The organism is Fructilactobacillus vespulae (assembly GCF_047324295.1).
GTDB classification, from domain to species: domain Bacteria; phylum Bacillota; class Bacilli; order Lactobacillales; family Lactobacillaceae; genus Fructilactobacillus; species Fructilactobacillus vespulae.
The window spans coordinates 811,078-831,068 of sequence record NZ_CP137138.1; the positions used below are offsets into that span (position 1 = coordinate 811,078).

General features: G+C 36.7%; 34 protein-coding genes. 33 read left to right on the forward strand and 1 reads right to left on the reverse strand.

Annotated elements, in window-relative coordinates:
* Nucleotides 1–9 precede the first annotated feature (9 nt).
* From rpsS to rpsI, 30 genes are all read left to right on the forward strand, one after another.
* Nucleotides 10–285, forward strand: coding sequence for a 30S ribosomal protein S19 (rpsS, locus tag R4B61_RS03805; RefSeq protein WP_413626980.1), 276 nt, complete (start codon nucleotides 10–12; stop codon nucleotides 283–285).
* Nucleotides 286–300: 15 nt separating this feature from the next.
* Entirely contained in the window at nucleotides 301–657 is a 357-nt protein-coding gene (rplV, locus tag R4B61_RS03810) for a 50S ribosomal protein L22 (protein WP_413626981.1), read from the forward strand.
* A gap of 3 nt (nucleotides 658–660) precedes the next feature.
* Nucleotides 661–1,323, forward strand: coding sequence for a 30S ribosomal protein S3 (rpsC, locus tag R4B61_RS03815; protein WP_413626982.1), 663 nt, complete (start codon nucleotides 661–663; stop codon nucleotides 1,321–1,323).
* 2 nt (nucleotides 1,324–1,325) lie between these two features.
* Nucleotides 1,326–1,760 carry a 50S ribosomal protein L16 gene (rplP, locus tag R4B61_RS03820; RefSeq protein WP_413626983.1) on the forward strand — a complete coding sequence of 145 codons (435 nt, stop codon included), beginning with the start codon at nucleotides 1,326–1,328 and terminating at the stop codon, nucleotides 1,758–1,760.
* The gene (gene rpmC / locus R4B61_RS03825; protein ID WP_413626984.1) at nucleotides 1,750–1,944 is read left to right on the forward strand and encodes a 50S ribosomal protein L29; all 195 of its coding nucleotides are present in this window, start codon (nucleotides 1,750–1,752) and stop codon (nucleotides 1,942–1,944) included. The genes rplP and rpmC overlap by 11 nt, the downstream gene beginning before the upstream one ends.
* Before the next feature lie 27 nt (nucleotides 1,945–1,971).
* On the forward strand, nucleotides 1,972–2,238 hold the full coding sequence (gene rpsQ / locus R4B61_RS03830) for a 30S ribosomal protein S17 (protein ID WP_413626985.1): 267 nt from the start codon (nucleotides 1,972–1,974) through the stop codon (nucleotides 2,236–2,238).
* 52 nt (nucleotides 2,239–2,290) lie between these two features.
* Nucleotides 2,291–2,659, forward strand: a complete 369-nt coding sequence (gene rplN, locus R4B61_RS03835; protein ID WP_413626986.1) for a 50S ribosomal protein L14 — start codon at nucleotides 2,291–2,293, stop codon at nucleotides 2,657–2,659.
* A 33-nt stretch (nucleotides 2,660–2,692) separates the two neighbouring features.
* Nucleotides 2,693–3,001, forward strand: coding sequence for a 50S ribosomal protein L24 (gene rplX, locus R4B61_RS03840; RefSeq protein WP_413626987.1), 309 nt, complete (start codon nucleotides 2,693–2,695; stop codon nucleotides 2,999–3,001).
* Nucleotides 3,002–3,031: 30 nt separating this feature from the next.
* A complete protein-coding gene (rplE, locus tag R4B61_RS03845) occupies nucleotides 3,032–3,574 on the forward strand; it encodes a 50S ribosomal protein L5 (protein WP_413626988.1) in 543 nt (180 codons plus the stop codon).
* A gap of 11 nt (nucleotides 3,575–3,585) precedes the next feature.
* Nucleotides 3,586–3,771, forward strand: a complete 186-nt coding sequence (locus tag R4B61_RS03850; RefSeq protein ID WP_413626989.1) for a type Z 30S ribosomal protein S14 — start codon at nucleotides 3,586–3,588, stop codon at nucleotides 3,769–3,771.
* Nucleotides 3,772–3,803: 32 nt separating this feature from the next.
* Nucleotides 3,804–4,202, forward strand: a complete 399-nt coding sequence (gene rpsH, locus R4B61_RS03855; RefSeq protein ID WP_413626990.1) for a 30S ribosomal protein S8 — start codon at nucleotides 3,804–3,806, stop codon at nucleotides 4,200–4,202.
* A 31-nt stretch (nucleotides 4,203–4,233) separates the two neighbouring features.
* Entirely contained in the window at nucleotides 4,234–4,773 is a 540-nt protein-coding gene (gene rplF, locus R4B61_RS03860; protein ID WP_413626991.1) for a 50S ribosomal protein L6, read from the forward strand.
* A 34-nt stretch (nucleotides 4,774–4,807) separates the two neighbouring features.
* Nucleotides 4,808–5,164, forward strand: coding sequence for a 50S ribosomal protein L18 (gene rplR / locus R4B61_RS03865; RefSeq protein ID WP_413626992.1), 357 nt, complete (start codon nucleotides 4,808–4,810; stop codon nucleotides 5,162–5,164).
* 20 nt (nucleotides 5,165–5,184) lie between these two features.
* Nucleotides 5,185–5,688: a 30S ribosomal protein S5 gene (gene rpsE / locus R4B61_RS03870; protein ID WP_413626993.1), complete on the forward strand. Its 504-nt coding sequence runs from the start codon at nucleotides 5,185–5,187 to the stop codon at nucleotides 5,686–5,688.
* Between the two features lie 13 nt (nucleotides 5,689–5,701).
* Complete coding sequence (gene rpmD, locus R4B61_RS03875; RefSeq protein WP_413626994.1) at nucleotides 5,702–5,887, forward strand: 50S ribosomal protein L30; 186 nt, start codon at nucleotides 5,702–5,704, stop codon at nucleotides 5,885–5,887.
* Between the two features lie 30 nt (nucleotides 5,888–5,917).
* The gene (rplO, locus tag R4B61_RS03880) at nucleotides 5,918–6,349 is read left to right on the forward strand and encodes a 50S ribosomal protein L15 (RefSeq protein ID WP_413626995.1); all 432 of its coding nucleotides are present in this window, start codon (nucleotides 5,918–5,920) and stop codon (nucleotides 6,347–6,349) included.
* Nucleotides 6,349–7,662 carry a preprotein translocase subunit SecY gene (gene secY / locus R4B61_RS03885; RefSeq protein ID WP_413626996.1) on the forward strand — a complete coding sequence of 438 codons (1,314 nt, stop codon included), beginning with the start codon at nucleotides 6,349–6,351 and terminating at the stop codon, nucleotides 7,660–7,662. Before rplO ends, secY begins: the two co-directional genes overlap by 1 nt.
* Nucleotides 7,663–7,677: 15 nt before the next feature.
* Nucleotides 7,678–8,337 carry an adenylate kinase gene (locus tag R4B61_RS03890; RefSeq protein ID WP_413626997.1) on the forward strand — a complete coding sequence of 220 codons (660 nt, stop codon included), beginning with the start codon at nucleotides 7,678–7,680 and terminating at the stop codon, nucleotides 8,335–8,337.
* A gap of 99 nt (nucleotides 8,338–8,436) precedes the next feature.
* Complete coding sequence (infA, locus tag R4B61_RS03895; RefSeq protein WP_413626998.1) at nucleotides 8,437–8,655, forward strand: translation initiation factor IF-1; 219 nt, start codon at nucleotides 8,437–8,439, stop codon at nucleotides 8,653–8,655.
* A 26-nt stretch (nucleotides 8,656–8,681) separates the two neighbouring features.
* A complete protein-coding gene (gene rpmJ, locus R4B61_RS03900; RefSeq protein ID WP_413626999.1) occupies nucleotides 8,682–8,801 on the forward strand; it encodes a 50S ribosomal protein L36 in 120 nt (39 codons plus the stop codon).
* A gap of 27 nt (nucleotides 8,802–8,828) precedes the next feature.
* Entirely contained in the window at nucleotides 8,829–9,179 is a 351-nt protein-coding gene (gene rpsM, locus R4B61_RS03905) for a 30S ribosomal protein S13 (RefSeq protein ID WP_413627000.1), read from the forward strand.
* Nucleotides 9,180–9,206: 27 nt separating this feature from the next.
* The gene (gene rpsK / locus R4B61_RS03910; protein ID WP_413627001.1) at nucleotides 9,207–9,593 is read left to right on the forward strand and encodes a 30S ribosomal protein S11; all 387 of its coding nucleotides are present in this window, start codon (nucleotides 9,207–9,209) and stop codon (nucleotides 9,591–9,593) included.
* A gap of 60 nt (nucleotides 9,594–9,653) precedes the next feature.
* Nucleotides 9,654–10,604: a DNA-directed RNA polymerase subunit alpha gene (locus R4B61_RS03915; protein WP_413627002.1), complete on the forward strand. Its 951-nt coding sequence runs from the start codon at nucleotides 9,654–9,656 to the stop codon at nucleotides 10,602–10,604.
* Between the two features lie 21 nt (nucleotides 10,605–10,625).
* Nucleotides 10,626–11,006: a 50S ribosomal protein L17 gene (gene rplQ / locus R4B61_RS03920; RefSeq protein ID WP_413627003.1), complete on the forward strand. Its 381-nt coding sequence runs from the start codon at nucleotides 10,626–10,628 to the stop codon at nucleotides 11,004–11,006.
* A 166-nt stretch (nucleotides 11,007–11,172) separates the two neighbouring features.
* Nucleotides 11,173–11,997: an energy-coupling factor transporter ATPase gene (locus R4B61_RS03925; RefSeq protein WP_413627004.1), complete on the forward strand. Its 825-nt coding sequence runs from the start codon at nucleotides 11,173–11,175 to the stop codon at nucleotides 11,995–11,997.
* On the forward strand, nucleotides 11,976–12,824 hold the full coding sequence (locus R4B61_RS03930; RefSeq protein WP_413627005.1) for an ATP-binding cassette domain-containing protein: 849 nt from the start codon (nucleotides 11,976–11,978) through the stop codon (nucleotides 12,822–12,824). Before R4B61_RS03925 ends, R4B61_RS03930 begins: the two co-directional genes overlap by 22 nt.
* 12 nt (nucleotides 12,825–12,836) lie before the next feature.
* Nucleotides 12,837–13,634: an energy-coupling factor transporter transmembrane component T family protein gene (locus tag R4B61_RS03935; protein ID WP_413627006.1), complete on the forward strand. Its 798-nt coding sequence runs from the start codon at nucleotides 12,837–12,839 to the stop codon at nucleotides 13,632–13,634.
* Nucleotides 13,634–14,431: a tRNA pseudouridine(38-40) synthase TruA gene (gene truA / locus R4B61_RS03940; protein ID WP_413627007.1), complete on the forward strand. Its 798-nt coding sequence runs from the start codon at nucleotides 13,634–13,636 to the stop codon at nucleotides 14,429–14,431. The genes R4B61_RS03935 and truA overlap by 1 nt, the downstream gene beginning before the upstream one ends.
* 128 nt (nucleotides 14,432–14,559) lie before the next feature.
* Complete coding sequence (rplM, locus tag R4B61_RS03945) at nucleotides 14,560–15,003, forward strand: 50S ribosomal protein L13 (protein WP_413627008.1); 444 nt, start codon at nucleotides 14,560–14,562, stop codon at nucleotides 15,001–15,003.
* 14 nt (nucleotides 15,004–15,017) lie between these two features.
* The gene (gene rpsI, locus R4B61_RS03950) at nucleotides 15,018–15,410 is read left to right on the forward strand and encodes a 30S ribosomal protein S9 (RefSeq protein ID WP_413627009.1); all 393 of its coding nucleotides are present in this window, start codon (nucleotides 15,018–15,020) and stop codon (nucleotides 15,408–15,410) included.
* Between the two features lie 98 nt (nucleotides 15,411–15,508).
* Here rpsI and R4B61_RS03955 read toward each other — a convergent pair whose 3' ends face one another.
* Nucleotides 15,509–15,778: a DUF2187 family protein gene (locus tag R4B61_RS03955; RefSeq protein ID WP_413627010.1), complete on the reverse strand. Its 270-nt coding sequence runs from the start codon at nucleotides 15,776–15,778 to the stop codon at nucleotides 15,509–15,511.
* A 110-nt stretch (nucleotides 15,779–15,888) separates the two neighbouring features.
* On the opposite strand from R4B61_RS03955, the gene R4B61_RS03960 reads away from it, so the two are divergent.
* The 3 genes from R4B61_RS03960 to pcrA all read left to right on the forward strand — a co-directional run bounded on the left by R4B61_RS03960 (nucleotide 15,889) and on the right by pcrA (nucleotide 19,991).
* Nucleotides 15,889–16,545, forward strand: coding sequence for a glycoside hydrolase family 73 protein (locus R4B61_RS03960; protein ID WP_413627011.1), 657 nt, complete (start codon nucleotides 15,889–15,891; stop codon nucleotides 16,543–16,545).
* A gap of 12 nt (nucleotides 16,546–16,557) precedes the next feature.
* Nucleotides 16,558–17,646: an ATP-grasp domain-containing protein gene (locus R4B61_RS03965; RefSeq protein WP_413627012.1), complete on the forward strand. Its 1,089-nt coding sequence runs from the start codon at nucleotides 16,558–16,560 to the stop codon at nucleotides 17,644–17,646.
* An 89-nt stretch (nucleotides 17,647–17,735) separates the two neighbouring features.
* Complete coding sequence (pcrA, locus tag R4B61_RS03970; RefSeq protein ID WP_413627013.1) at nucleotides 17,736–19,991, forward strand: DNA helicase PcrA; 2,256 nt, start codon at nucleotides 17,736–17,738, stop codon at nucleotides 19,989–19,991.

A 19,991-nucleotide genomic window follows, 5' to 3' on the forward strand; every position in this document is an offset into this window, starting at 1 on the left:
GTTTCATAAATGAGTCGTAGTTTGAAAAAGGGACCATTCGCTGATCAATCTTTATTGAAAAAAATCGATGCCCAAAAAGATCAAGAAAAAAAGACTGTAATTAAAACATGGTCTCGTCGTTCAACTATTTTCCCAAGTTTCATTGGATACACAATTTCAGTATACAATGGTAGAACTCATGTCCCAGTTTACGTTCAAGAAGACATGGTTGGACACAAGCTTGGTGAATTTGTACCAACTCGTACATTCCATGGTCATGGAAGTAACGATAAGAAAACAGTTTAACAAGGAGGATATCTAATGGCTGAACAAGTTACATCAGCACAAGCTATTGCTAAAACTGTTCGTATTGCCCCACGTAAGGTCCGCCTTGTTTTAGATCTTATTAGAGGTAAAAACGTAGCAGAAGCTACTTCAATTCTTGAGTTCACCCCTCGTGGTGCATCTCCAGTTGTTGAAAAAGTTTTAAAATCAGCTGTAGCCAATGCAGAAAATAATTTTGATCTTGATGGTCAAAGCCTTGTTGTTAGTGAAGCATTTGCAAACGAAGGACCAACTTTAAAACGTTTCCGTCCACGTGCAAAAGGTTCTGCTTCACCAATCAACAAACGTACTAGTCACATTACAATCGTAGTGTCAGAAAAGAAGGAGGGATAGAGCATGGGTCAAAAAATTAACCCTAATGGTTTCCGTATCGGTGTTAACCGTAACTGGCAAGCTCAATGGTATGCAAACGATGAAAACTTTGCTTCATACTTAAATGAAGATTTAAAGATTCGTGAATACCTTGCAAAACGTCTTGCTGACGCTTCAGTATCAGCTGTTGATATTGAACGTGCTGCTAAGCGTGTAAACATTTCTATCCACACTGCAAAACCCGGAATGGTTATTGGTAAGGGTGGATCAGAAGTTGAAAATCTACGTAACGAATTAAACAAATTAACTGGACGTCGTGTTCATATCAACATTATCGAAATTAAGAAACCTGACTTAGAAGCTGAATTAGTTGGTGACAACATCGCTAAACAACTTGAAGGTCGTGTTGCTTTCCGTCGTGCTATGCGTCAAGCTATGAAGGGTGTTATGCGTTCTGGAGCACAGGGTGTTAGAACACAATCAGCTGGTCGTTTAAACGGTGCCGATATGGCTCGTATTGAAAGTTACTCAGAAGGTAGTGTTCCACTCCACACATTGAGAGCAGATATTGACTACTCATGGAATGAAGCACACACAACATACGGTGCAATCGGTGTAAAAACTTGGATTAACCGTGGTGAAGTTTTACCTAGCAAACCTGAGGAAAATCGTAAGGGAGGTAAATAAACATGCTTGTACCAAAACGTGTTAAACACCGTCGTGAATTCCGTGGTAAGTTACGTGGTCACTCAAAAGGTGGAAACAGTGTATCTTTTGGTGATTACGGTTTACAAGCCATTGATTCACATTGGATCACTAACAGACAAATTGAAGCTTGTCGTATTGCTATCACCCGTTGTATGAAACGTGGTGGTAAAGTTTGGATTAAGATCTTCCCACAAAAATCATATACTGAAAAAGGTATTGGTGTTCGAATGGGTAAAGGTAAAGGTAGTCCAGCTGGATGGGTAGCTGCTGTTAAACGTGACAAGGTACTTTTCGAAGTTGCCGGCGTTAGCGAAGAAGTTGCTATTAAAGCATTGACACTAGCTTCAAACAAGTTACCTGTTCGTACTAGAATTATTAAACGTGAGGAAGTAGGTGGCGAATCAAATGAAGGCTAAAGATATTGCTCAATTAACCACTGATGAAATGCGTGCTAAAGAACAAGATTACAAGAAGGAATTGTTTAATCTTCGTTTCCAATTAGCCACTGGTCAATTAGAAAATACTGCAAGATTGAGAACCGTACGTAAAAATATCGCACGTATCAAGACTGCATTAAGACAAACAGAGTCAAACAAATAGAATACGATAAAAGGAGGGTTTATTTATATGAGCGCAGAACGTAATGAACGTAAAACATATAGAGGTCGTGTTGTTTCTGACAAGATGGATAAGACTATCACAGTTGCCGTTGAAACTACTAAAACACATCCTACTTATGGTAAGCGTATTAAATACACTAAGAAGTACAAGGCTCGTGATGAAAACAACGTTGCAAAAATGAACGATATTGTAGAAATCATGGAAACTAGACCATTATCAAAGACTGTTCACTTCCGTCTTCTAGATGTTGTTGAAAAAGCCGTTATTATCTAGCTTGTATTGATTTATCGTATTCTGATTTTTATTTGAAGGGAGGACACTTACTATGATCCAACAAGAAAGTCGTTTAAAGGTTGCTGACAACTCTGGAGCACGAGAACTTTTAACTATTAAAGTTCTAGGTGGTTCACGAGTTAGATATGCTGGTATTGGTGATACAATTGTTGCTACTGTTAAGCAAGCAACACCAGGTGGCGTTGTCAAAAAAGGTGACGTTGTAAAGGCTGTTATTGTAAGAACTAAGTCAGTTGCTCGTAGAGCTGATGGTTCATACATTCGTTTCGACGAAAATGCAGCTGTTCTAATTAATGATGATAAGAGTCCTAAAGGTACACGTATTTTTGGACCGGTTGCTCGTGAATTACGTAATAACAATTTCATGAAGATCGTTTCATTAGCACCTGAAGTACTTTAATACTAATAAGCAAATCAAGGAGGTGCCAGACTAATGTTCTTGAAAACTGGTGACAAAGTTCGTGTTATTGCTGGAAAAGACAAGGGTAAAGATGGTCAAATCATCAAAACCATTGCCTCAGCTAATCGCGTGATTGTTGAAGGAATCAACAAAGTTAAAAAACATCAAAAGGCTTCTCAAGCTAATCCACAAGGTGGAGTTGCTGATGTTGAAGCTCCAATTAACGCATCAAACGTTATGTTAATCGACCCATCAAATAACGAACCTACTAGAATTAGTGTGGAAGTTAAAGATGGTAAAAAAATTCGTATTTCAAAGAAATCACATAAAGCAATCGATTAAGATTGTCAGTGAAAGGAGGAAATTATTCGCATGTCTACTCGCTTAGAAGAAAGATATAAGAAAGAAATTCTCCCAGCACTAGTTGAAAAGTTCAACTATTCATCAATTATGCAAGGACCAAAACTTGAAAAAATTGTTTTGAATATGGGTGTTGGTGATGCTGTAACAAATTCTAAAAACTTAGACGAGGCTGTTAAAGAATTGACTTTAATCTCAGGTCAAAAGCCACTTGTTACTAAAGCAAAGAAATCAATTGCAACTTTCCGTTTACGTCAAGGTATGTCAATTGGTGCCAAAGTCACACTTAGAGGTGACAAAATGTATGAATTCTTAGATAAATTAGTAAATGTTTCATTACCACGTGTTCGTGATTTCCACGGAGTTCCAAACCGTTCATTTGACGGTCGCGGAAACTACACATTGGGTGTTAAGGAACAATTAATTTTCCCAGAAATCAATTATGATGATGTTAACCGTGTTAGAGGTTTAGATATCGTACTTGTTACAACTGCTAAAACTGACGAAGAAGGCCACGAATTGTTAAGTCAATTTGGAATGCCATTCGCTAAATAGGAGGGTTTATATTGGCTAAGAAATCATTAGTTGCAAAAAACAAACGTCCAGCTAAATATGCTGTTCAAGCATACACACGTTGTGAACGTTGTGGTAGACCCCGTGCGGTCTACCAAAAGTTCCACTTATGCCGAATTTGTTTAAGACAACTTGCCCACAAGGGTCAAATTCCTGGTATGAAAAAAGCTAGTTGGTAAAATAAACAAATTAAAAAGGAGGTTCTACGTTCATGGTAATGACAGATCCAATTGCAGATTTTCTAACTCGAATTCGTAACGCGAACATGGTTCGTCACAATTCAGTAGATGTACCTGCATCAAAAATGAAACAAAATATTGCTGAAATCTTAAAACGTGAAGGTTTCATCAGTCGAGTTGAATATCTCGAAGATGATAACCAAGGTGTTATCAGACTTTATCTTAAATACGGTAAAGATAATCAACGAGTAATCTCAGGGTTGAAGAGAATTTCAAAACCAGGTTTACGTTCATACGTTAAAGCTGATGATGTTCCTAAGGTTCTTAATGGTCTAGGAATTGCTATTATCTCAACTTCAAATGGTGTTATTACTGATAAAGAAGCCCGCGACAAAAAAGTCGGTGGAGAAGTAATCGCTTACGTTTGGTAAAAAATAAAAAAGAAATGGAGGTGTCTAACAAATGAGTAGAATTGGTTATAAAAAAATTGAAGTTCCTGAAAACGTTACTGTTGAACGTCAAGATGACGTCGTAACTGTTAAAGGTCCAAAAGGTGAATTATCTGCAACTTTCGCACCAGATGTAACTATGAATGTTGAAGGTAACGTAATTACTTTCGAACCAACAGGTAAGTACGTTAACAGAATGCGTGCTTTACATGGTACTCAACGTGCTAACCTTGCTAATATGATTGAAGGAGTCAACAATGGATTCCAAAAAACAATGAAATTAGTTGGGGTTGGTTACCGTACTCAACTTAAAGGATCAACTTTGATTCTTAACGTTGGTTACTCAAACCCAGTTGAAGTTCCAGTTCCTGAAGACTTAGATGTTAAAGTTCCAGACAATACTACAATTGAAATTGCTGGTATGAACAAACAACACGTTGGTGACTTTGCTGATCGTGTTCGTTCAGTTCGTTCACCTGAACCATACAAGGGTAAAGGTATTCGTTACGAAAACGAACGTATTGTTCTTCGTGAAGGTAAGACTGGTAAATAAGCTTAAATAAACAATAAATATAGAGGTGACTATTTTGATTACAAAACCAAGCAAAAATAAAACACGTGTCATTCGACACAAACGTGTTCGTACAAAAATTGCTGGTACTGCTGAGTGCCCACGTTTAGACGTATTCCGTTCTAACAAAAACATCTACGCTCAAGTTATTGATGACGTAGCGGGTGTAACGCTAGCTAGTGCCTCAACTCTTGATAAAGAAGTTACTGAAGGTAACAAAACTGAACAAGCACAAGCTGTTGGTAAGTTAGTTGCTGAACGTGCTCTTAAAGAAAACATTAAAACAGTCGTTTTTGACCGTGGTGGTTACTTATACCATGGACGTGTTGCTGCTCTTGCTGATGCTGCACGTGAAAATGGACTTGAATTCTAAAAAAGGAGGAATAAAATCACATGGCTAATTATATTGATCCAAACAAATTGGATTTAGAAGATAACGTTGTTGCCATTAACCGAATCACAAAGGTTGTTAAAGGTGGACGTCGACTACGTTTTGCCGCTTTAGCAGTTGTTGGTGACAAAAATGGTCACGTTGGTTTCGGTACGGGTAAAGCACAAGAAGTTCCTGAAGCAATCCGTAAAGCGGTTGAAGCTGCAAGAAAGAACTTAATTGAAGTTCCTATTGTTGGAACTACTATTCCTCACGAAATCGTTGGTGTTTACGGTGGTGGAAGAATTATGCTTAAACCTGCCGAAGAAGGTTCTGGAGTTGCTGCTGGTGGTGCCGTTCGTTCAGTTATGGAATTAGCTGGAATTAACGATGTTACAAGTAAACGTCTTGGTTCTGATACTAAGATTAACGTTATTCGTGCAACTTTCGAAGGTCTTAAAGGACTTAAGAGCGCTAACGAAGTATCTGAACTTCGTGGTGTTTCTGTTGATCATTTAGCTGAATAAGGAGGATTATCAGATGGCTCAATTAAAGGTTACTTTAGTTCACAGTGCTGCTCATCGTCTTCCAAAACAACGTAAGATTGTGGAAGCTCTTGGTTTAGGTCGTATCAACAGTAGCGTAGTACTACCAGATAGTGCTGCTACTCGTGGTGCCCTATTCAAAGTTGCGCACTTAATTAAGGTTGAACAAGTTAAAGATTAGTTAAATTAAAGTAAGAGGAGGTGCAAATTAATGAAGTTAAACGAATTAAAATACGCTGAAGGTTCACGTGGCGAAAGAACTAGAAAAGGTCGTGGCCGTTCAAGCAAAGGTAAAACTTCTGGTCGTGGACAAAAAGGTCAAAAGGCTCGTGGGAAAACTCGTTTAGGTTTTGAAGGTGGACAAATGCCATTGTACCGTCGTATTCCAAAACGTGGTTTTACCAACATTAACCGCAAAGACATCGCAATCGTAAACGTTGAAGAACTTAACGTATTCGATAATGGTGTAGAAGTAACTCCAGCACTTTTAATCCAAGCCGGCATTATTAAAAATGTTAAGGATGGAGTAAAAGTTCTTGGTGAAGGTAAACTAGAAAAGAACTTAACTGTTAAGGTTAATAAATTTTCTGAAAATGCCAAAAAAGCTATTGAAGATGCTGGTGGTAAAGCCGAGGTGATCTAATGTTATCTACCTTAAAAAGTGCATTTGGAGATAAAAATATTCGTAAAAAGATTCTTTTTACGATATTTGTATTAGCAATTTTCCGAGTGGGTGCTTATATAACAGTCCCTGGAGTTAACGCTAAGGCACTCCAAGAAGTAGCTTCTTCTGGTTTAGTTAACGTTTTGAATATCTTCAGTGGTGGTGGACTAACTAATTATTCCATTTTTGCCATGGGGGTTTCGCCCTATATTACTGCTCAAATTGTGGTGCAATTACTCCAAATGGATATTGTGCCTAAATTTGTAGAGTGGGGAAAGCAAGGAGAAGTTGGTCGTCTTAAGCTTGATAAAGTTACTAGACGATTAACAATCTTTTTAGCTTTTGCTCAATCTGTCGGAATTACGGCTGGATTCAATGCTTTAAGTAGCTTACATTTAGTCGATAATCCCGGTATCGCAACGTATGCAAGTATTGGTTTAATTTTAACCGGTGGAACCATGTTAACCACTTGGATGGGAGACATGATTACTGATAAAGGAATTGGTCAGGGAGTTTCCATGATCATTTTTGCAGGGATTGTTGCAAACATTCCTACTGGTTTTCAAGGTCTATATCGTGAGTATATTCAAGGAACCACTATGAGTAACTTATGGCAACCAGCATTAATTGTTGCAGGAATCGTAGTTGCAATTATTTTAATTGTTACTTTCGTGACCTGGGTACAACAAGCTGAGCGTCGGATTCCAATTCAATATACTCGTCGTGCCGCTGGATCTTTAAAAAACAGTTATCTTCCATTAAAAGTTAACGTTGCTGGTGTTATCCCAGTTATCTTTGCCAGTGCATTTATATCAACCCCACAAACTATCTTAATGTTCTTTACTAATAGTCAAGGTAGTAAAGGTTGGTTTAAATTCTTAACTGAATTGTTTAATATGCAAACTCCAATGGGTGCTACATTTTATACAGTTCTAATTGTTGTTTTTACCTTTTTCTATGCATTTGTTCAAGTTAATCCAGAAAAACTTTCTGAAAACTTGCAAAAGCAAGGAAGTTATATTCCTGGGGTATGGCCTGGTAAATCAACCCAAGATTATGTCTCACGTTTATTAATGAGACTAAGTACAGTTGGTGCCTTATTCTTAGGATTTGTTTCATTGGTTCCATTGATTGCCCAAAACGTTTGGGATCTTAACAGCTCGATTGGTTTAGGTGGTACTAACCTTCTAATTATTGTCGGAGTTGCGATTGAAACTATGAATCAAATTAAAGGTTTAACAATGAGACAGGAATATGTTGGATTTATCCAAGATGAACCAAAAGATAAATAGTGGAGGCAAGTAAAAATGTCAAAGAATTTATTACTAATGGGTCTTCCTGGTGCCGGTAAAGGTACTCAAGCTGAAAACATCGTTGAAAAATATGGGATTCCTCATATTTCAACTGGTGATATCTTTAGAGCAGCTATGAAAGAGAAGACACCGATGGGTGTTAAAGCTCAACAATATATCGATAAAGGTGAACTTGTTCCTGATGATGTCACTTGTGGAATCGTTGAAGAGCGTTTGAAACAAGCTGATACTAAGAACGGCTATCTTTTAGATGGTTTTCCTAGAACATTAGAACAAGCTAAACAACTTGAAATTATGGGAGAAAAGCTTGATAAAAAGCTTGATGCCGTAATTAACATTGATGTTGATCCTGATATCTTAGTTGCTCGCTTGTCAGGTAGATTTATTTGTAAAAGCTGTGGTGCTACTTATCATAAATTATACAAACAACCTAAAGTAGAAGGTACTTGTGATAATTGTGGAGGACATGCATTTTATCAACGAAGTGATGATGAACCTGAAACTGTTAAAAATCGATTAAAGGTTAACCTTGAAATGAATACACCACTAGTTGATTTTTACAGTAAATTAAATTTATTGCACACGGTTGCAGGTGATCAAAATATTACTGATGTTACAAAAGACATTAACAAGATTCTTACAAATTTGGACTAAGGTCTTCTTAATTGTCGAAATGACAAGTATGTGATATATTGAAGAATGCTGGTACCATTTAATACGAATTAATTGATTATAAATTTGGAGGATTACTTTTTGTCTAAAGATAACGTAATTGAAGTAGAAGGAAAGATTACTGAAACCTTACCTAATGCAATGTTTAAGGTAGAACTTGAGAATGGGCACAATATTTTGGCCCACGTTTCAGGAAAAATTAGAATGCATTACATTAAAATACTTCCGGGAGACCGTGTAACTGTTGAAATGTCACCATATGATTTAACTAAGGGTAGAATTACTTATAGATTTAAGTAATCACCTTTTATTAGGAGGTTAATAAAATGAAAGTAAGACCATCAGTAAAGAAAATTTGTGAACAATGCAAAGTTATTAAACGTAGAGGTCGAGTAATGATCATTTGTTCAGCAAATCCAAAACACAAACAAAGACAAGGTAAATAATTTTAAAAAAATAGGAGGTGGAATTATATGGCTCGTATCGCCGGAGTGGATTTACCACGTAATAAACGTATCGTTATTGCACTTACTTACATCTACGGTGTTGGTGAAACAACAGCTAGAAAAGTACTTAATGCAGCTGCTGTTTCAGAAGACGTTCGTACTCAAGATTTAACTCCTGATCAAGAAGATAAGATTAGAAAAGTTCTTGATGACTATGTTATCGAAGGTGACTTACGTCGTAACGTAAGTATGGACATCAAACTTCTTTCAGAAATTGGTTCATACCGTGGAATGAGACATCGTCGTGGTTTGCCTCTTAGAGGTCAACACACTAAAAATAACGCACGTACTCGTAAAGGTAAAAGAACCAAGAAATAATAAATAAAAAGGAGGTTATCAGTTATTATGGTTAAGAAAAATATTCGTAAGCGTAAAGCAAAGAAGCATGTTGAAGCTGGTGTGGCTCACATTCACTCAACATTTAACAACACATTGGTTATGATTACTGATGTTCAAGGTAATGCAATTGCCTGGTCATCTGCTGGTGCTTTAGGATTCCGTGGAAGCCGTAAATCAACTCCATTTGCTGCACAAATGGCTGCTGAAGCAGCTGCTAAAACAGCTATGGAACATGGAATGAAATCAGTTGAAGTTTCAGTTAAAGGACCTGGTTCAGGTCGTGAATCAGCAATCCGTGCCCTACAAACTACTGGTTTAGAAGTTGCAGCTATTCGTGACGTTACTCCAGTTCCTCATAATGGTTGTCGTCCTCCAAAACGTCGTAGAGTTTAATTTTTAATGAATTTTATTTTTATAATGGACTCAACGCGGTTTGAAAGGGGTAGAAGCTAGATGATTGAATTTGAAAAGCCTAACATTCATAATATTGAAGAAACAAGTAACTACGGTGAAGTAGTTGTAGAACCATTAGAACGTGGATATGGTACCACACTAGGTAACTCATTAAGAAGAATTTTATTAGCTTCATTACCAGGTGCAGCCGTAACAAGTGTTCAAATTGATGGTGTTTTGCATGAATTCTCTACTGTAAAGGGTGTTACAGAAGATGTCACAAAAATTATTTTAAACTTGAAAAAGCTTAAATTAAGTATTGAGGCAGAAGGTAACGAAAATCATACATTGAGTATTGATGTGACTGGTCCTGCTGATGTTACTGCAGCTGATATCGTTACAGACAGTGAAACAACAGTTCTAAATCCAGAATTGCATATTGCTACTGTTGCTGAAGGTGCTACATTACACATGACCATGAGTGCAAACAAAGGTCGTGGTTTTGTATCAGCTGAAGAAAATAAAGTTAGAAACGATGATATGCCAATTGGTATGTTACCAATCGATTCTATCTATACCCCAATCGAACGTGTTAACTACCAAGTTGAAGATACACGTGTTGGACAACGCGATGATTTCGATAAATTGACATTAGATGTTTGGACTGACGGTTCAATTTCTCCTTCAGACTCAATTAGTTTGGCTGCTAAGATTTTAAATCAACATTTAGAAATGTTTGTTGACTTAACTGATCGTGCACAAAAGACTAATGTCATGGTTGAAAAAGAAGAAACCAAAAAAGAAAAAATGCTTGAAATGTCAATTGAAGAGCTTGATCTTTCAGTACGTTCATACAACTGTTTGAAACGTGCAGGAATTAACACTGTTCAAGAATTAACTGATAAATCAATGGCCGATATGATGAAGGTTAGAAACCTTGGGCGTAAATCACTCGAGGAAATTGAACACAAAATTGAAGCACTCGGTTTATCATTTCGTAACGAAGATTAATAAAAAGGAGGATATCCACTTATGAGTTATCGTAAATTTGGTCGTGAAAAAGGACCTCGTCGCGCTATGCTTCGTAACCTAACTACTGAATTAATCATTAATGGTCGCATTGAAACTACTGAAGCCAAAGCTAAGACTGTTAGATCTTCAGCAGAAAAAATGGTTTCTTTAGGTAAACGCGGAGATTTAGCTGCTCGTCGTCAAGCTGCAGCATACTTACAAAACATGGTTGCTGACGTAAAAGAAGATGGCGACAAGATTAAAGTAACTACTGCTTTACAAAAGTTATTTGATGAAGTTGCACCTCAGTACAAGGACCGTAACGGTGGTTACACTCGTATCCTTAAAACTATGCCACGTCGTGGTGATGGTGCCCCAATGGTAATTTTAGAATTTGTTTAATTACAAATTTAAAAGCAATTAAATAATAACTGAATCACTAAGGTTGAGGTATAAAGCGTTATGATGATGGGAATTCCCAAGTCTAGCTTGAATGTGGATTGTTCCATGCACCTCAATCTTTTAGTGATTTTTTTATACATATTTTTCTGGGAGAAAAGGTGAGTAAATGAAGTCAATAATTAAATTTGAAGATGTGTCTTTTAGCTATCAAAAACAACAATCAACAATTGAAAATGTTTCTTTTGCAGTTAACGAAAACGAATCAATTGCGTTAATTGGAAAAAATGGAAGTGGAAAAAGTACCATTGCCAAATTAATTGATGGCTTACTTATCCCAGATTCAGGTAAAATCATGGTTGCAGGGCAAGAACTGCAAGCAAAAAACATAAGTCAAATTAGACAAAAAATTGGAATTGTATTTCAAAATCCAGAAGACCAAATTATTGGAGCTACCGTAGCAGAAGACGTGGCATTTGGTCTAGAAAATCAAAACATGGATGCTGACTTAATGCAAAATAGAGTCAGCACAGCGTTAAAAGCAGTGGGAATTTATGAAAAAAGAGATGTTAATCCCCAACAATTATCGGGAGGCCAAAAACAAAAGGTTTCTCTTGCGAGGGCAATTGCACTAAATTCTCAGATTTTGATTTTGGACGAAGCAACTAGTATGCTCGATCCAACCGCGAAACATGATATCATGAAGACAATTGGAAAATTGCGATCAGATTACCAACTTACAATCATTAATATTACTCATGATATGGAAAACCTGGTTAATACTGATCGAGTTCTAGCGATGAAAGCTGGTAAATTGGTCTTTAACGGTAAAAGTGATGAATTATTTGCGACTCGTAATTTGTTAAAAGAATTAGAAATTGAAACACCATTTACAGAACAAGTTAAACAGCAACTACAAGCAAAGGGATTGGAATTTCCCAATCAATATCTAAACGAAGAGGAATTAAGCCAGTGGATAACAAAATTGTTTTAGATCAGGTTAATTATACTTACGCAAAAGATACTCCTTTTGCGCATCAAGCATTAAAAGGACTTGATTTAACTATCAATGCTGGTGAATTTGTTAGTATCATTGGAAAAACTGGTAGTGGTAAATCAACCTTAGTCCGACTTTTAAACGGATTGCTAATCGCTGATGAAGGTCGAGTTTCTGTGAACAATCTTACTTTAAAGAAAAAGATGAAAAAAGCAGAAATTTTGCAACTCAGGTCTCAAGTTGGCATGATTTTTCAATCTGCGGAAAAACAATTGTTTGCGGATTCTGTAATTGAAGACGTTAGCTTTGGTCCGCAAAACTTTGGAGTTCCTAGAGAAAAAGCAATTGAGCAAGCTAAACAGGTTTTAAAGCAGGTCGGAATTCCAGCTGAATTATTTAATCGTTCCCCCTTTGAATTATCAGGTGGTCAGATGAGAAGGGTTGCAATTGCGGGAGTCTTAGTTATGAATCCCACTATCCTAATTTTAGATGAACCAACCGTTGGATTAGATGAAATTGGACGGCGCGAGATTTTAGAAATCATTCAGGCGTTAAATGAGCAAAAAAAAGTTACCATAGTTATGATTACCCATAATATGAACGTAGTTAGTGAATACGCTAAAAGGGTAATTTGGCTATCTGATGGGCAATTAAAACTTGATTTACTCACTCGTGATTTTTTTGCCACGGTTTCTGAAACAGAAATTTTACCTCCTGCCGTTCGAATTTATCGGAAATTACAAAAAGCGGGATATGATCTAGAATCGTTACCGTTGACTAAAACAGAGCTAGTTACTGAAATTATGAAAAAAGTTGGGCAATAAGGAGGTTCTGATTTGAATCAGATTGTATTTGGAAATTACTTACCAGGTAATTCTTGGATTCACCGCTTGAATCCGGTTTTAAAAATCATTGCTTCGTTATTGCTTATTAGTTGGACCTTAATAGCTAATAACTTATTTAATTATGGTTTCTTAATTGTTTTTATTGGGATTGAAGTTTTCTTTACGGGAATCAATTTAAAAATCATTTTAAAAGCAATTAAACCGTTTATTTGGCTAATTGGCTTTACGGTAATTATGCAAATTTTGTTTGCCAATCAAGGTCCAATTCTTTTTAGTTGGGGGATCTTTAAAATAACGCAGACGGGAATTAACCTGGCCATTCTAATCTTTTTCCGTTTTTTATTGATTATTATTCAAGCGACGGTTCTGACTTTAACTACCTCACCTAATTCAATTGCATTTGGTGTTGAAAAAATGATTAGTCCCTTAAAAAAACTGGGGATTCCGGTGGAGACGGTTGGAATTATGATTTCAATTGCGCTTCGATTTGTTCCTACTTTGATTGAGGAATTGTATACAATTATGGAAGCTCAAAAATCAAGGGGAGTTATTTTTGGCAGTGGTAGCTTAATCAAGAGGTGCAAGTCTATCAGTGCGCTAATAATTCCCATTCTGGTGTCTTCATTTCGCCATGCGGATAATTTAGCTGATTCACTAGAAGCAAGTGGTTATGATTCCACTAAGCCTAGAAGTAGTTTTCGGAAAAATGAGTGGAGAATTAGTGACACAATTGCACTGGCTCTTTCTGTTTTAGTTGGTGTAGTGGTCTTTGTCTTAAGGAGTTTTTAATGCGACGTTATAAAATTACATTTGCCTATGATGGAACTAATTTTGCCGGCTTTCAAAAACAACCTCACCAGAGAACTGTTGAAGGGGTGTTAACTAAAATTGTTAACCAAATGGCAAAAAATCCGGAAGTAGAGTTGGCAATCTTTGGATCGGGTAGAACTGATGCAGGAGTCCATGCTTTAGCGCAGGTTGCTCATTTTGATTTTCCCTTTGAAATACCAGCAGAAAACATGTTACGTGGAATGAATAGCATGTGTCCGTTAGACATTCAAATTAAAAAAGTAGAAATTGCCGCTAGTGATTTTCATGCTCGGTATGATGTGACTGGGAAAAAGTATCAATATAAAATCGCACAAGGAAGGTTTACAGATCCGTTCAAACGCTTTTATACGGCCCACTGGCGTTTTCCCATGGACTTTTCCTTGATGAATCAAGCAATCCAAGACTTTGTCGGAAAACATGATTTCTCTTCTTTTGTGGCTTCTGGTGCTAAACCAGGTAGTCGGGTCAGAACGGTTTTTGCAGTGGCTGCAAAGCAAGATGTTGCTAATGATGAGATTACCTTTGAATTCTATGGTGATGGTTTTATGTACAATCAGATTAGAATTATGGTAGCGGTATTAGTTGAGATTGGAATGAAAAAAAGACCGGTTGATGATATCAAACGGTTATTAGATGTAAAAGATCGACAAGAAGCAAGATTAACAATGCCTGCTAGTGGGTTATATTTAAAACAAGTTTATTATCCGGGAGATGATTTAAAACATTCCCAAAAAAAGCATCAAATCAAGGATTAAATCATTAATTATGATTGACTTTTTTAATTATAATTTGTAAACTGGTAGTTGGTATTGTTTGCCCCACAATAAGCCCCGGAAACTTATATTGGTGTCGAACAAAACAAAGGAACACGGAGGAAAGAATAGTGCGTACAACATATATGGCTAAACCCGGTGAAATTGAACACAAATGGTACATTATTGATGCTGCTGGTGTTCCAGCAGGTCGTCTTGCAAGTGTTACTGCTTCAATTTTACGCGGTAAGAACAAACCAACATACACACCTAACGTAGATACAGGTGATAATGTTATTATTATTAATGCTAGTCAAGTTGGTTTGACTGGTCACAAAGCTAGAGATAAAAAGCACTACCACCACACTCAATACATTGGTGGTATTAAAGAAGAATCATTTGGTCAATTACGTGCAGAAAAACCTGAAAAGTTTGTTGAACAAGTTGTTAAGGGTATGCTTCCTCACAACTCATTAGGCCGTAAAATCGGTTTGAAACTTCACGTTTATGCTGGTGAAGACCACAAGCATGATGCACAAAAACCAGAAGTTTTAGATATTACTAACCTAATTTAAGGAGGAAATACAACATGGCTAAAGTTCAATACAGTGGTACAGGTCGTCGTAAAGACTCAGTTGCCCGTGTACGTCTAGTACCTGGTACTGGTAAAGTTATCGTTAACGGTAAAGATGTAGAAGAATACATCCCATTCCCTAACTTACGTGCAGTTATCCTACAACCATTTAACGTTACTGAAACATTAGGAAACTATGATACATTAGTTAACGTTAATGGTGGTGGTTTCTCAGGTCAATCAGGTGCTATCCGTCACGGAATTGCCCGTGCATTATTAACAGTTGATCCTGACTTCCGTGAATCATTAAAACGTGCTGGTCTATTAACTCGTGACTCACGTATGAAAGAACGTAAGAAACCAGGTCTTAAGAAAGCTCGTAAGGCTGGACAATTCTCAAAACGTTAATATATATTTATATTTACAATTTGGCACTCATGCATTCGCATGGGTGTTTTTTTATCCAAAAAAAAACAGACTCATAAGTCTGCTTTAATTATTTATTATTAATCTTCAGTTTCTTCTTTGGGTTCTTCTTTTTTAGGATGGGGAACCTGCTTAATCATCGTTAGTTCTTTCCAGTTAACAACTGTTTTGTTGTGGTAAGAATCGATAATATCAGGATCATCAGATTCGAAAGAAATTAAGAAGGAGTTTTTATAAGCCTTTTCAATTGTTCCGGAAAAGTCTTCTTTTTTAATTTTGAAACCAACAATATCACCAATATCAAAAGGGGAAAGTTCAGTTTCTGTTTGTTCGTCATTTTTCTTTGGCATCGTTTTCGCCTCCTCGATTTAAATCGGACTAGATAAAAAATCCACTACCGCTTAATTATAACCTATTTTGTAGTACAATTTAAGTATATCGAAAGATGTAGGTGTTTAATTTGACAAAAAAAAAATCACATAAAAAGTATCATAAGCGACGACCTAAAAAGAAAACCAAACCAACTGGAGTTGCAGGTTATGGTTTGATATTTATGATTGTTGCCGCCATGTTTTTAGCAGTAGGTGCAATTAAAAATGTTAGTTCACCAATTTTTAACACATATCAAGAAGCTGACGTTAACAAAGAACACCAAGATTTTATTAATAAAATTTTGCCGGAAGCATTGGAAGTCCAAAAAAAATATAACATTCTAACTAGTATCACGCTTTCACAGTCAATTTTAGAATCTAATTGGGGACAGAGCGAGCTTTCTTCCAAGTACAATAACTTGTTTGGGGTGAAAGCTAGTGAAGTGCAAAAGGGAGTTAATTTAAGCACAACTGAATATCGAAGTGGAGTTCCAGAAACCGTAACCGGGCGTTTTAGGGTTTATGATAGTTGGGATGAATCGATTGAAGCCCATGCAATTTTGATTGCTCATGGTACAGATTGGAATAGTCAGCAATATAAAGAAGTTATCGAAGCTGATAATTATCGTGATTCCGCTAAGGGACTTAGTATCGATGGTTACGCCACAGATCCTGCTTATGCTGAAAAAATTATTGAAATTATCGAAAAGTATCATTTAAATAAATATGATCAGAAAAATAACTAGGAGGAAGTTATCATGGATTCAAACTATTTACACCCCGGAGCAACGGTGGGAATTATTGGAGATAATATTAATGCATGTCAATTTGCCAAAGAAGGCAGAAACCTTGGTTTTAAAGTGGGGTTATTTACGGGATTCTCCGAAAGTAAAATCAGACAATACGTTGATTTTGTAGTAGTGGGAGATCCAAATGACGAAGATAAATTGACGTTATTTGCTGATCGTTGTGATTTAATTACGTATGCTAGTGAGTTTGTGTCAGTTGATGCGATTGAATTTTTAGAAAAACGGACGAACGTTCTACAAGGAACTGATTTGTTAGAAATTACGCAAGATCGCGCTTTAGAGCATGCCTTTTTTGATCAGATTAATATTAACGGGGTCCCTTATTCTACGGTAGTTGACGTTGATGACGTTAAGACAACCATCGATTCAATTGGCTATCCAGCAATTTTAAAACCCATCTTGAAAAGTAGTGTTGGGCAAGAGAGTGTTTCAATCAAGACTCCAGCAGAAATCAGTAATTTTAATCAACTATTTGAATATGGATCGTATTTATTAGAATCAGACGTTGAATATAAAAGAGAGTTTTCCGTTCAAGCAGTACGAGCTGCCAATGGTTCAATCGAACAATTCCCCGTTTTAGAGGTTACGCAAATGGGCGGTGTGACCCGGGTAATTAACACTAATTTAGCTGATATTGCTGATGTGGTTGCTGAAATCAAGAAAATTGTCGCTAAAATTGGTGATAATATTAATTATATCGGTCTTTATGGCGTTAAATTTGGCTTAGATAGTAATCAGACACTCTACGTGAGAAATATTTCCGCTAGTGGTGATTCAGAGGCCTATATTTTCAACCAATCAATGAATGTAAGTGCCTATCAACAACATTTCCGTGCAATTGCTAATTATCCCTTGATGCCAATTAAAAAATATCAGGATGTAATCTTGCAATCCTTTATGCCTGATCAATTAATGCCTGTTTTAGACTTGGTTAACCAACATTCTGATTGGGGGATTCGCTTTGAAATCCAATGTATTTTAATTGCTACGGATGATGTGGCTAAGAATGTGGCAGTATTGGATAATAATAATTTATAAAGATTAAAAAAATGTAAGAGTCAGCAAATAAGCTGGCCCTTTTTTTGCTATAATTAGACTAAGAGAATTTTTTTGGAGGACGAATTAGAATGGCAATTGCAAACCTGTTAGATAGTATGAACGATAAGCAAAGAGAGGCAGTTGAACAAACTGAAGGTCCTCTTTTAGTAATGGCAGGTGCAGGTAGTGGAAAGACGAGAGTTTTAACCCACCGAATTGCCTACTTGATTGAAGATGAAAAGGTGATGCCTTGGAACATCTTAGCAATCACTTTTACGAATAAGGCCGCCCGCGAAATGAAAGAGCGAGTTAATAAGTTGCTAGAAGTCGGTGGCAATGATGTTTGGGTCTCCACTTTTCATGCTTTGGGAGTGCGAATCTTACGAAGAAACATTGAAAAACTAGGTTATAATCAAGCTTTTTCAATTGTGGGTTCTAGTGAACAAAAAACATTAGTTAAGCGAATTTTGAGTGACATGAATTTGGATCCAAAACAAAATGATCCACGGGCTATTTTAGGAGCAATTTCTAATGCGAAAAACAACTTAGAGACTCCTGCTGAGTATCATAAAAATCACAATGATAATAATCCATTTCATCAAGTAACTGACTTAGTTTATGAGGAATACCAAAAACGATTAAAACAAAACGATTCAGTTGATTTTGATGATTTAATTATGCTTACCATTCGACTATTTGAACAATTTCCGGATGTCTTAAGCTACTATCAAAATAAATTTCACTACATTCATGTGGATGAATACCAAGATACTAATGAGGCACAATATCAACTTGTTAGTATGCTAGCCGATAAATATGAAAATATTTGTGTGGTTGGTGATGCCGATCAAAGTATTTATGGTTGGCGTGGTGCAAATATGAGCAATATTTTAAATTTCGAAAATGATTATCCTAATGCACATTTAGTAATGTTGGAACAAAATTATCGTTCTACTAAAACGATTCTTGATGCAGCTAATGGTGTAATTCAAAATAATAGCGAACGAAAAGATAAAAACTTATGGACAGAGAATAACCAAGGGGAAAAGATTACCTATTATCGCGCTCAAAGTGAACGAGATGAAGCGCAATACATTGTTGCAAAAGTGAAAAAGGAAATGGCTGACAATCACTATTCTTTTGATGACTTTGCTGTCTTATATCGAACTAATGCCCAATCACGTGTGATTGAAGAAACGTTTTTGAAATCTAATATTCCTTACAACATCGTGGGAGGTCATAAATTCTACGAACGAAAAGAAATTAAAGATATCCTTTCTTACCTAACGCTTGCCGGTAATCCAAACGATTCATTGAGTTTTGAGCGGGTAATTAACGTTCCCAAACGGGGCATTGGTCCTACTAGTTTTGAAAAGCTACGTCAATTTGCCTTTGATAGTCAATTAGGACTACTAGAAGCGGCTTTAAACGTGGAAATGGCTAACCAAATTTCAGCGCGGGCTCGCAATGCAATTGCTAATTTTGGTGATGTAATCGCACAAATTAGAAATAACATTGAGGAAAAAACGGTAACTGAAGTAACTAATGATATTTTGGATAAATCCGGTTACCTCAATGAATTAAAAAAACAAGAATCGCTAGAAGCACAGGCACGAATTGAAAATATCGAAGAATTCCTTTCAGTAACCAAAAATTTCGATGATAAGTATGAACCCACTGATAGCGAAACGGGCAATCGTTTGGTTGACTTTTTAGCAGACTTAGCGCTGGTTTCTGCCCAAGATGATGTTGATGAAGATGCTCAGCAAGTTACTTTGATGACCCTTCATGCGGCTAAGGGATTAGAATTTCCAGTGGTATTTATGCCGGGGATGGAAGATAATATTTTCCCATTATCACGAGCAAAGGAAAAACCAGAAGAATTAGAAGAAGAACGGCGTTTGGCCTACGTGGGAATCACCAGAGCCCAGGTCAAACTCTATTTAACCAATACCTTTTCACGGATGCTTTATGGACGTTTGCAAAATAATCCAGTATCTCAATTTATTGAAGAGATTAAGCCAGAATTGTTAACCAGTGATAATGTCAAGGCAGCTGGTAATCGGAAATCATTAGGAAGACAAAGTGATGCTAACCGCAGCTTGAATCGGGCGTTTGCAACTTCATATCAACAACCAGTTATGCCTAAGAAACCACAAGGAACGGGTGCTGATAAAAAGTCTTGGACAGTGGGAACTAAGGTGACCCATAAAGCTTGGGGTGAAGGTACAGTAGTTAAAATTAATGGAACTGGTGAAGACATGGAATTAGATATTGCCTTTCCAGAAAAAGGAATTAAAAGATTATTGGCGGCATTTGCCCCAATTAAAAAAGTCGAAGAGTAG

Excerpts from the sequence above, each read along its gene's own strand:
- rplN (WP_413626986.1), top strand. The coding sequence starts at position 2,291 with ATGATCCAACAAGAAAGTCGTTTAAAGGTTGCTGACAACTCTGGAGCA.
- pcrA (WP_413627013.1), top strand. The coding sequence starts at position 17,736 with ATGGCAATTGCAAACCTGTTAGATAGTATGAACGATAAGCAAAGAGAG.
- rpsM (WP_413627000.1), top strand. The coding sequence starts at position 8,829 with ATGGCTCGTATCGCCGGAGTGGATTTACCACGTAATAAACGTATCGTT.
- rpsK (WP_413627001.1), top strand. The coding sequence starts at position 9,207 with ATGGTTAAGAAAAATATTCGTAAGCGTAAAGCAAAGAAGCATGTTGAA.
- secY (WP_413626996.1), top strand. The coding sequence starts at position 6,349 with ATGTTATCTACCTTAAAAAGTGCATTTGGAGATAAAAATATTCGTAAA.
- truA (WP_413627007.1), top strand. The coding sequence starts at position 13,634 with ATGCGACGTTATAAAATTACATTTGCCTATGATGGAACTAATTTTGCC.
- rpsI (WP_413627009.1), top strand. The coding sequence starts at position 15,018 with ATGGCTAAAGTTCAATACAGTGGTACAGGTCGTCGTAAAGACTCAGTT.
- R4B61_RS03915 (WP_413627002.1), top strand. The coding sequence starts at position 9,654 with ATGATTGAATTTGAAAAGCCTAACATTCATAATATTGAAGAAACAAGT.
- R4B61_RS03955 (WP_413627010.1), bottom strand. The coding sequence starts at position 15,778 with ATGCCAAAGAAAAATGACGAACAAACAGAAACTGAACTTTCCCCTTTT.
- rpsC (WP_413626982.1), top strand. The coding sequence starts at position 661 with ATGGGTCAAAAAATTAACCCTAATGGTTTCCGTATCGGTGTTAACCGT.
- rplP (WP_413626983.1), top strand. The coding sequence starts at position 1,326 with ATGCTTGTACCAAAACGTGTTAAACACCGTCGTGAATTCCGTGGTAAG.
- rplF (WP_413626991.1), top strand. The coding sequence starts at position 4,234 with ATGAGTAGAATTGGTTATAAAAAAATTGAAGTTCCTGAAAACGTTACT.
- rplX (WP_413626987.1), top strand. The coding sequence starts at position 2,693 with ATGTTCTTGAAAACTGGTGACAAAGTTCGTGTTATTGCTGGAAAAGAC.
- rplO (WP_413626995.1), top strand. The coding sequence starts at position 5,918 with ATGAAGTTAAACGAATTAAAATACGCTGAAGGTTCACGTGGCGAAAGA.
- rpmD (WP_413626994.1), top strand. The coding sequence starts at position 5,702 with ATGGCTCAATTAAAGGTTACTTTAGTTCACAGTGCTGCTCATCGTCTT.
- rpsQ (WP_413626985.1), top strand. The coding sequence starts at position 1,972 with ATGAGCGCAGAACGTAATGAACGTAAAACATATAGAGGTCGTGTTGTT.
- rpmC (WP_413626984.1), top strand. The coding sequence starts at position 1,750 with ATGAAGGCTAAAGATATTGCTCAATTAACCACTGATGAAATGCGTGCT.
- R4B61_RS03890 (WP_413626997.1), top strand. The coding sequence starts at position 7,678 with ATGTCAAAGAATTTATTACTAATGGGTCTTCCTGGTGCCGGTAAAGGT.
- rplE (WP_413626988.1), top strand. The coding sequence starts at position 3,032 with ATGTCTACTCGCTTAGAAGAAAGATATAAGAAAGAAATTCTCCCAGCA.
- rpsH (WP_413626990.1), top strand. The coding sequence starts at position 3,804 with ATGGTAATGACAGATCCAATTGCAGATTTTCTAACTCGAATTCGTAAC.
- rpsS (WP_413626980.1), top strand. The coding sequence starts at position 10 with ATGAGTCGTAGTTTGAAAAAGGGACCATTCGCTGATCAATCTTTATTG.
- rpsE (WP_413626993.1), top strand. The coding sequence starts at position 5,185 with ATGGCTAATTATATTGATCCAAACAAATTGGATTTAGAAGATAACGTT.
- rplQ (WP_413627003.1), top strand. The coding sequence starts at position 10,626 with ATGAGTTATCGTAAATTTGGTCGTGAAAAAGGACCTCGTCGCGCTATG.
- rpmJ (WP_413626999.1), top strand. The coding sequence starts at position 8,682 with ATGAAAGTAAGACCATCAGTAAAGAAAATTTGTGAACAATGCAAAGTT.
- R4B61_RS03925 (WP_413627004.1), top strand. The coding sequence starts at position 11,173 with ATGAAGTCAATAATTAAATTTGAAGATGTGTCTTTTAGCTATCAAAAA.
- rplV (WP_413626981.1), top strand. The coding sequence starts at position 301 with ATGGCTGAACAAGTTACATCAGCACAAGCTATTGCTAAAACTGTTCGT.
- R4B61_RS03965 (WP_413627012.1), top strand. The coding sequence starts at position 16,558 with ATGGATTCAAACTATTTACACCCCGGAGCAACGGTGGGAATTATTGGA.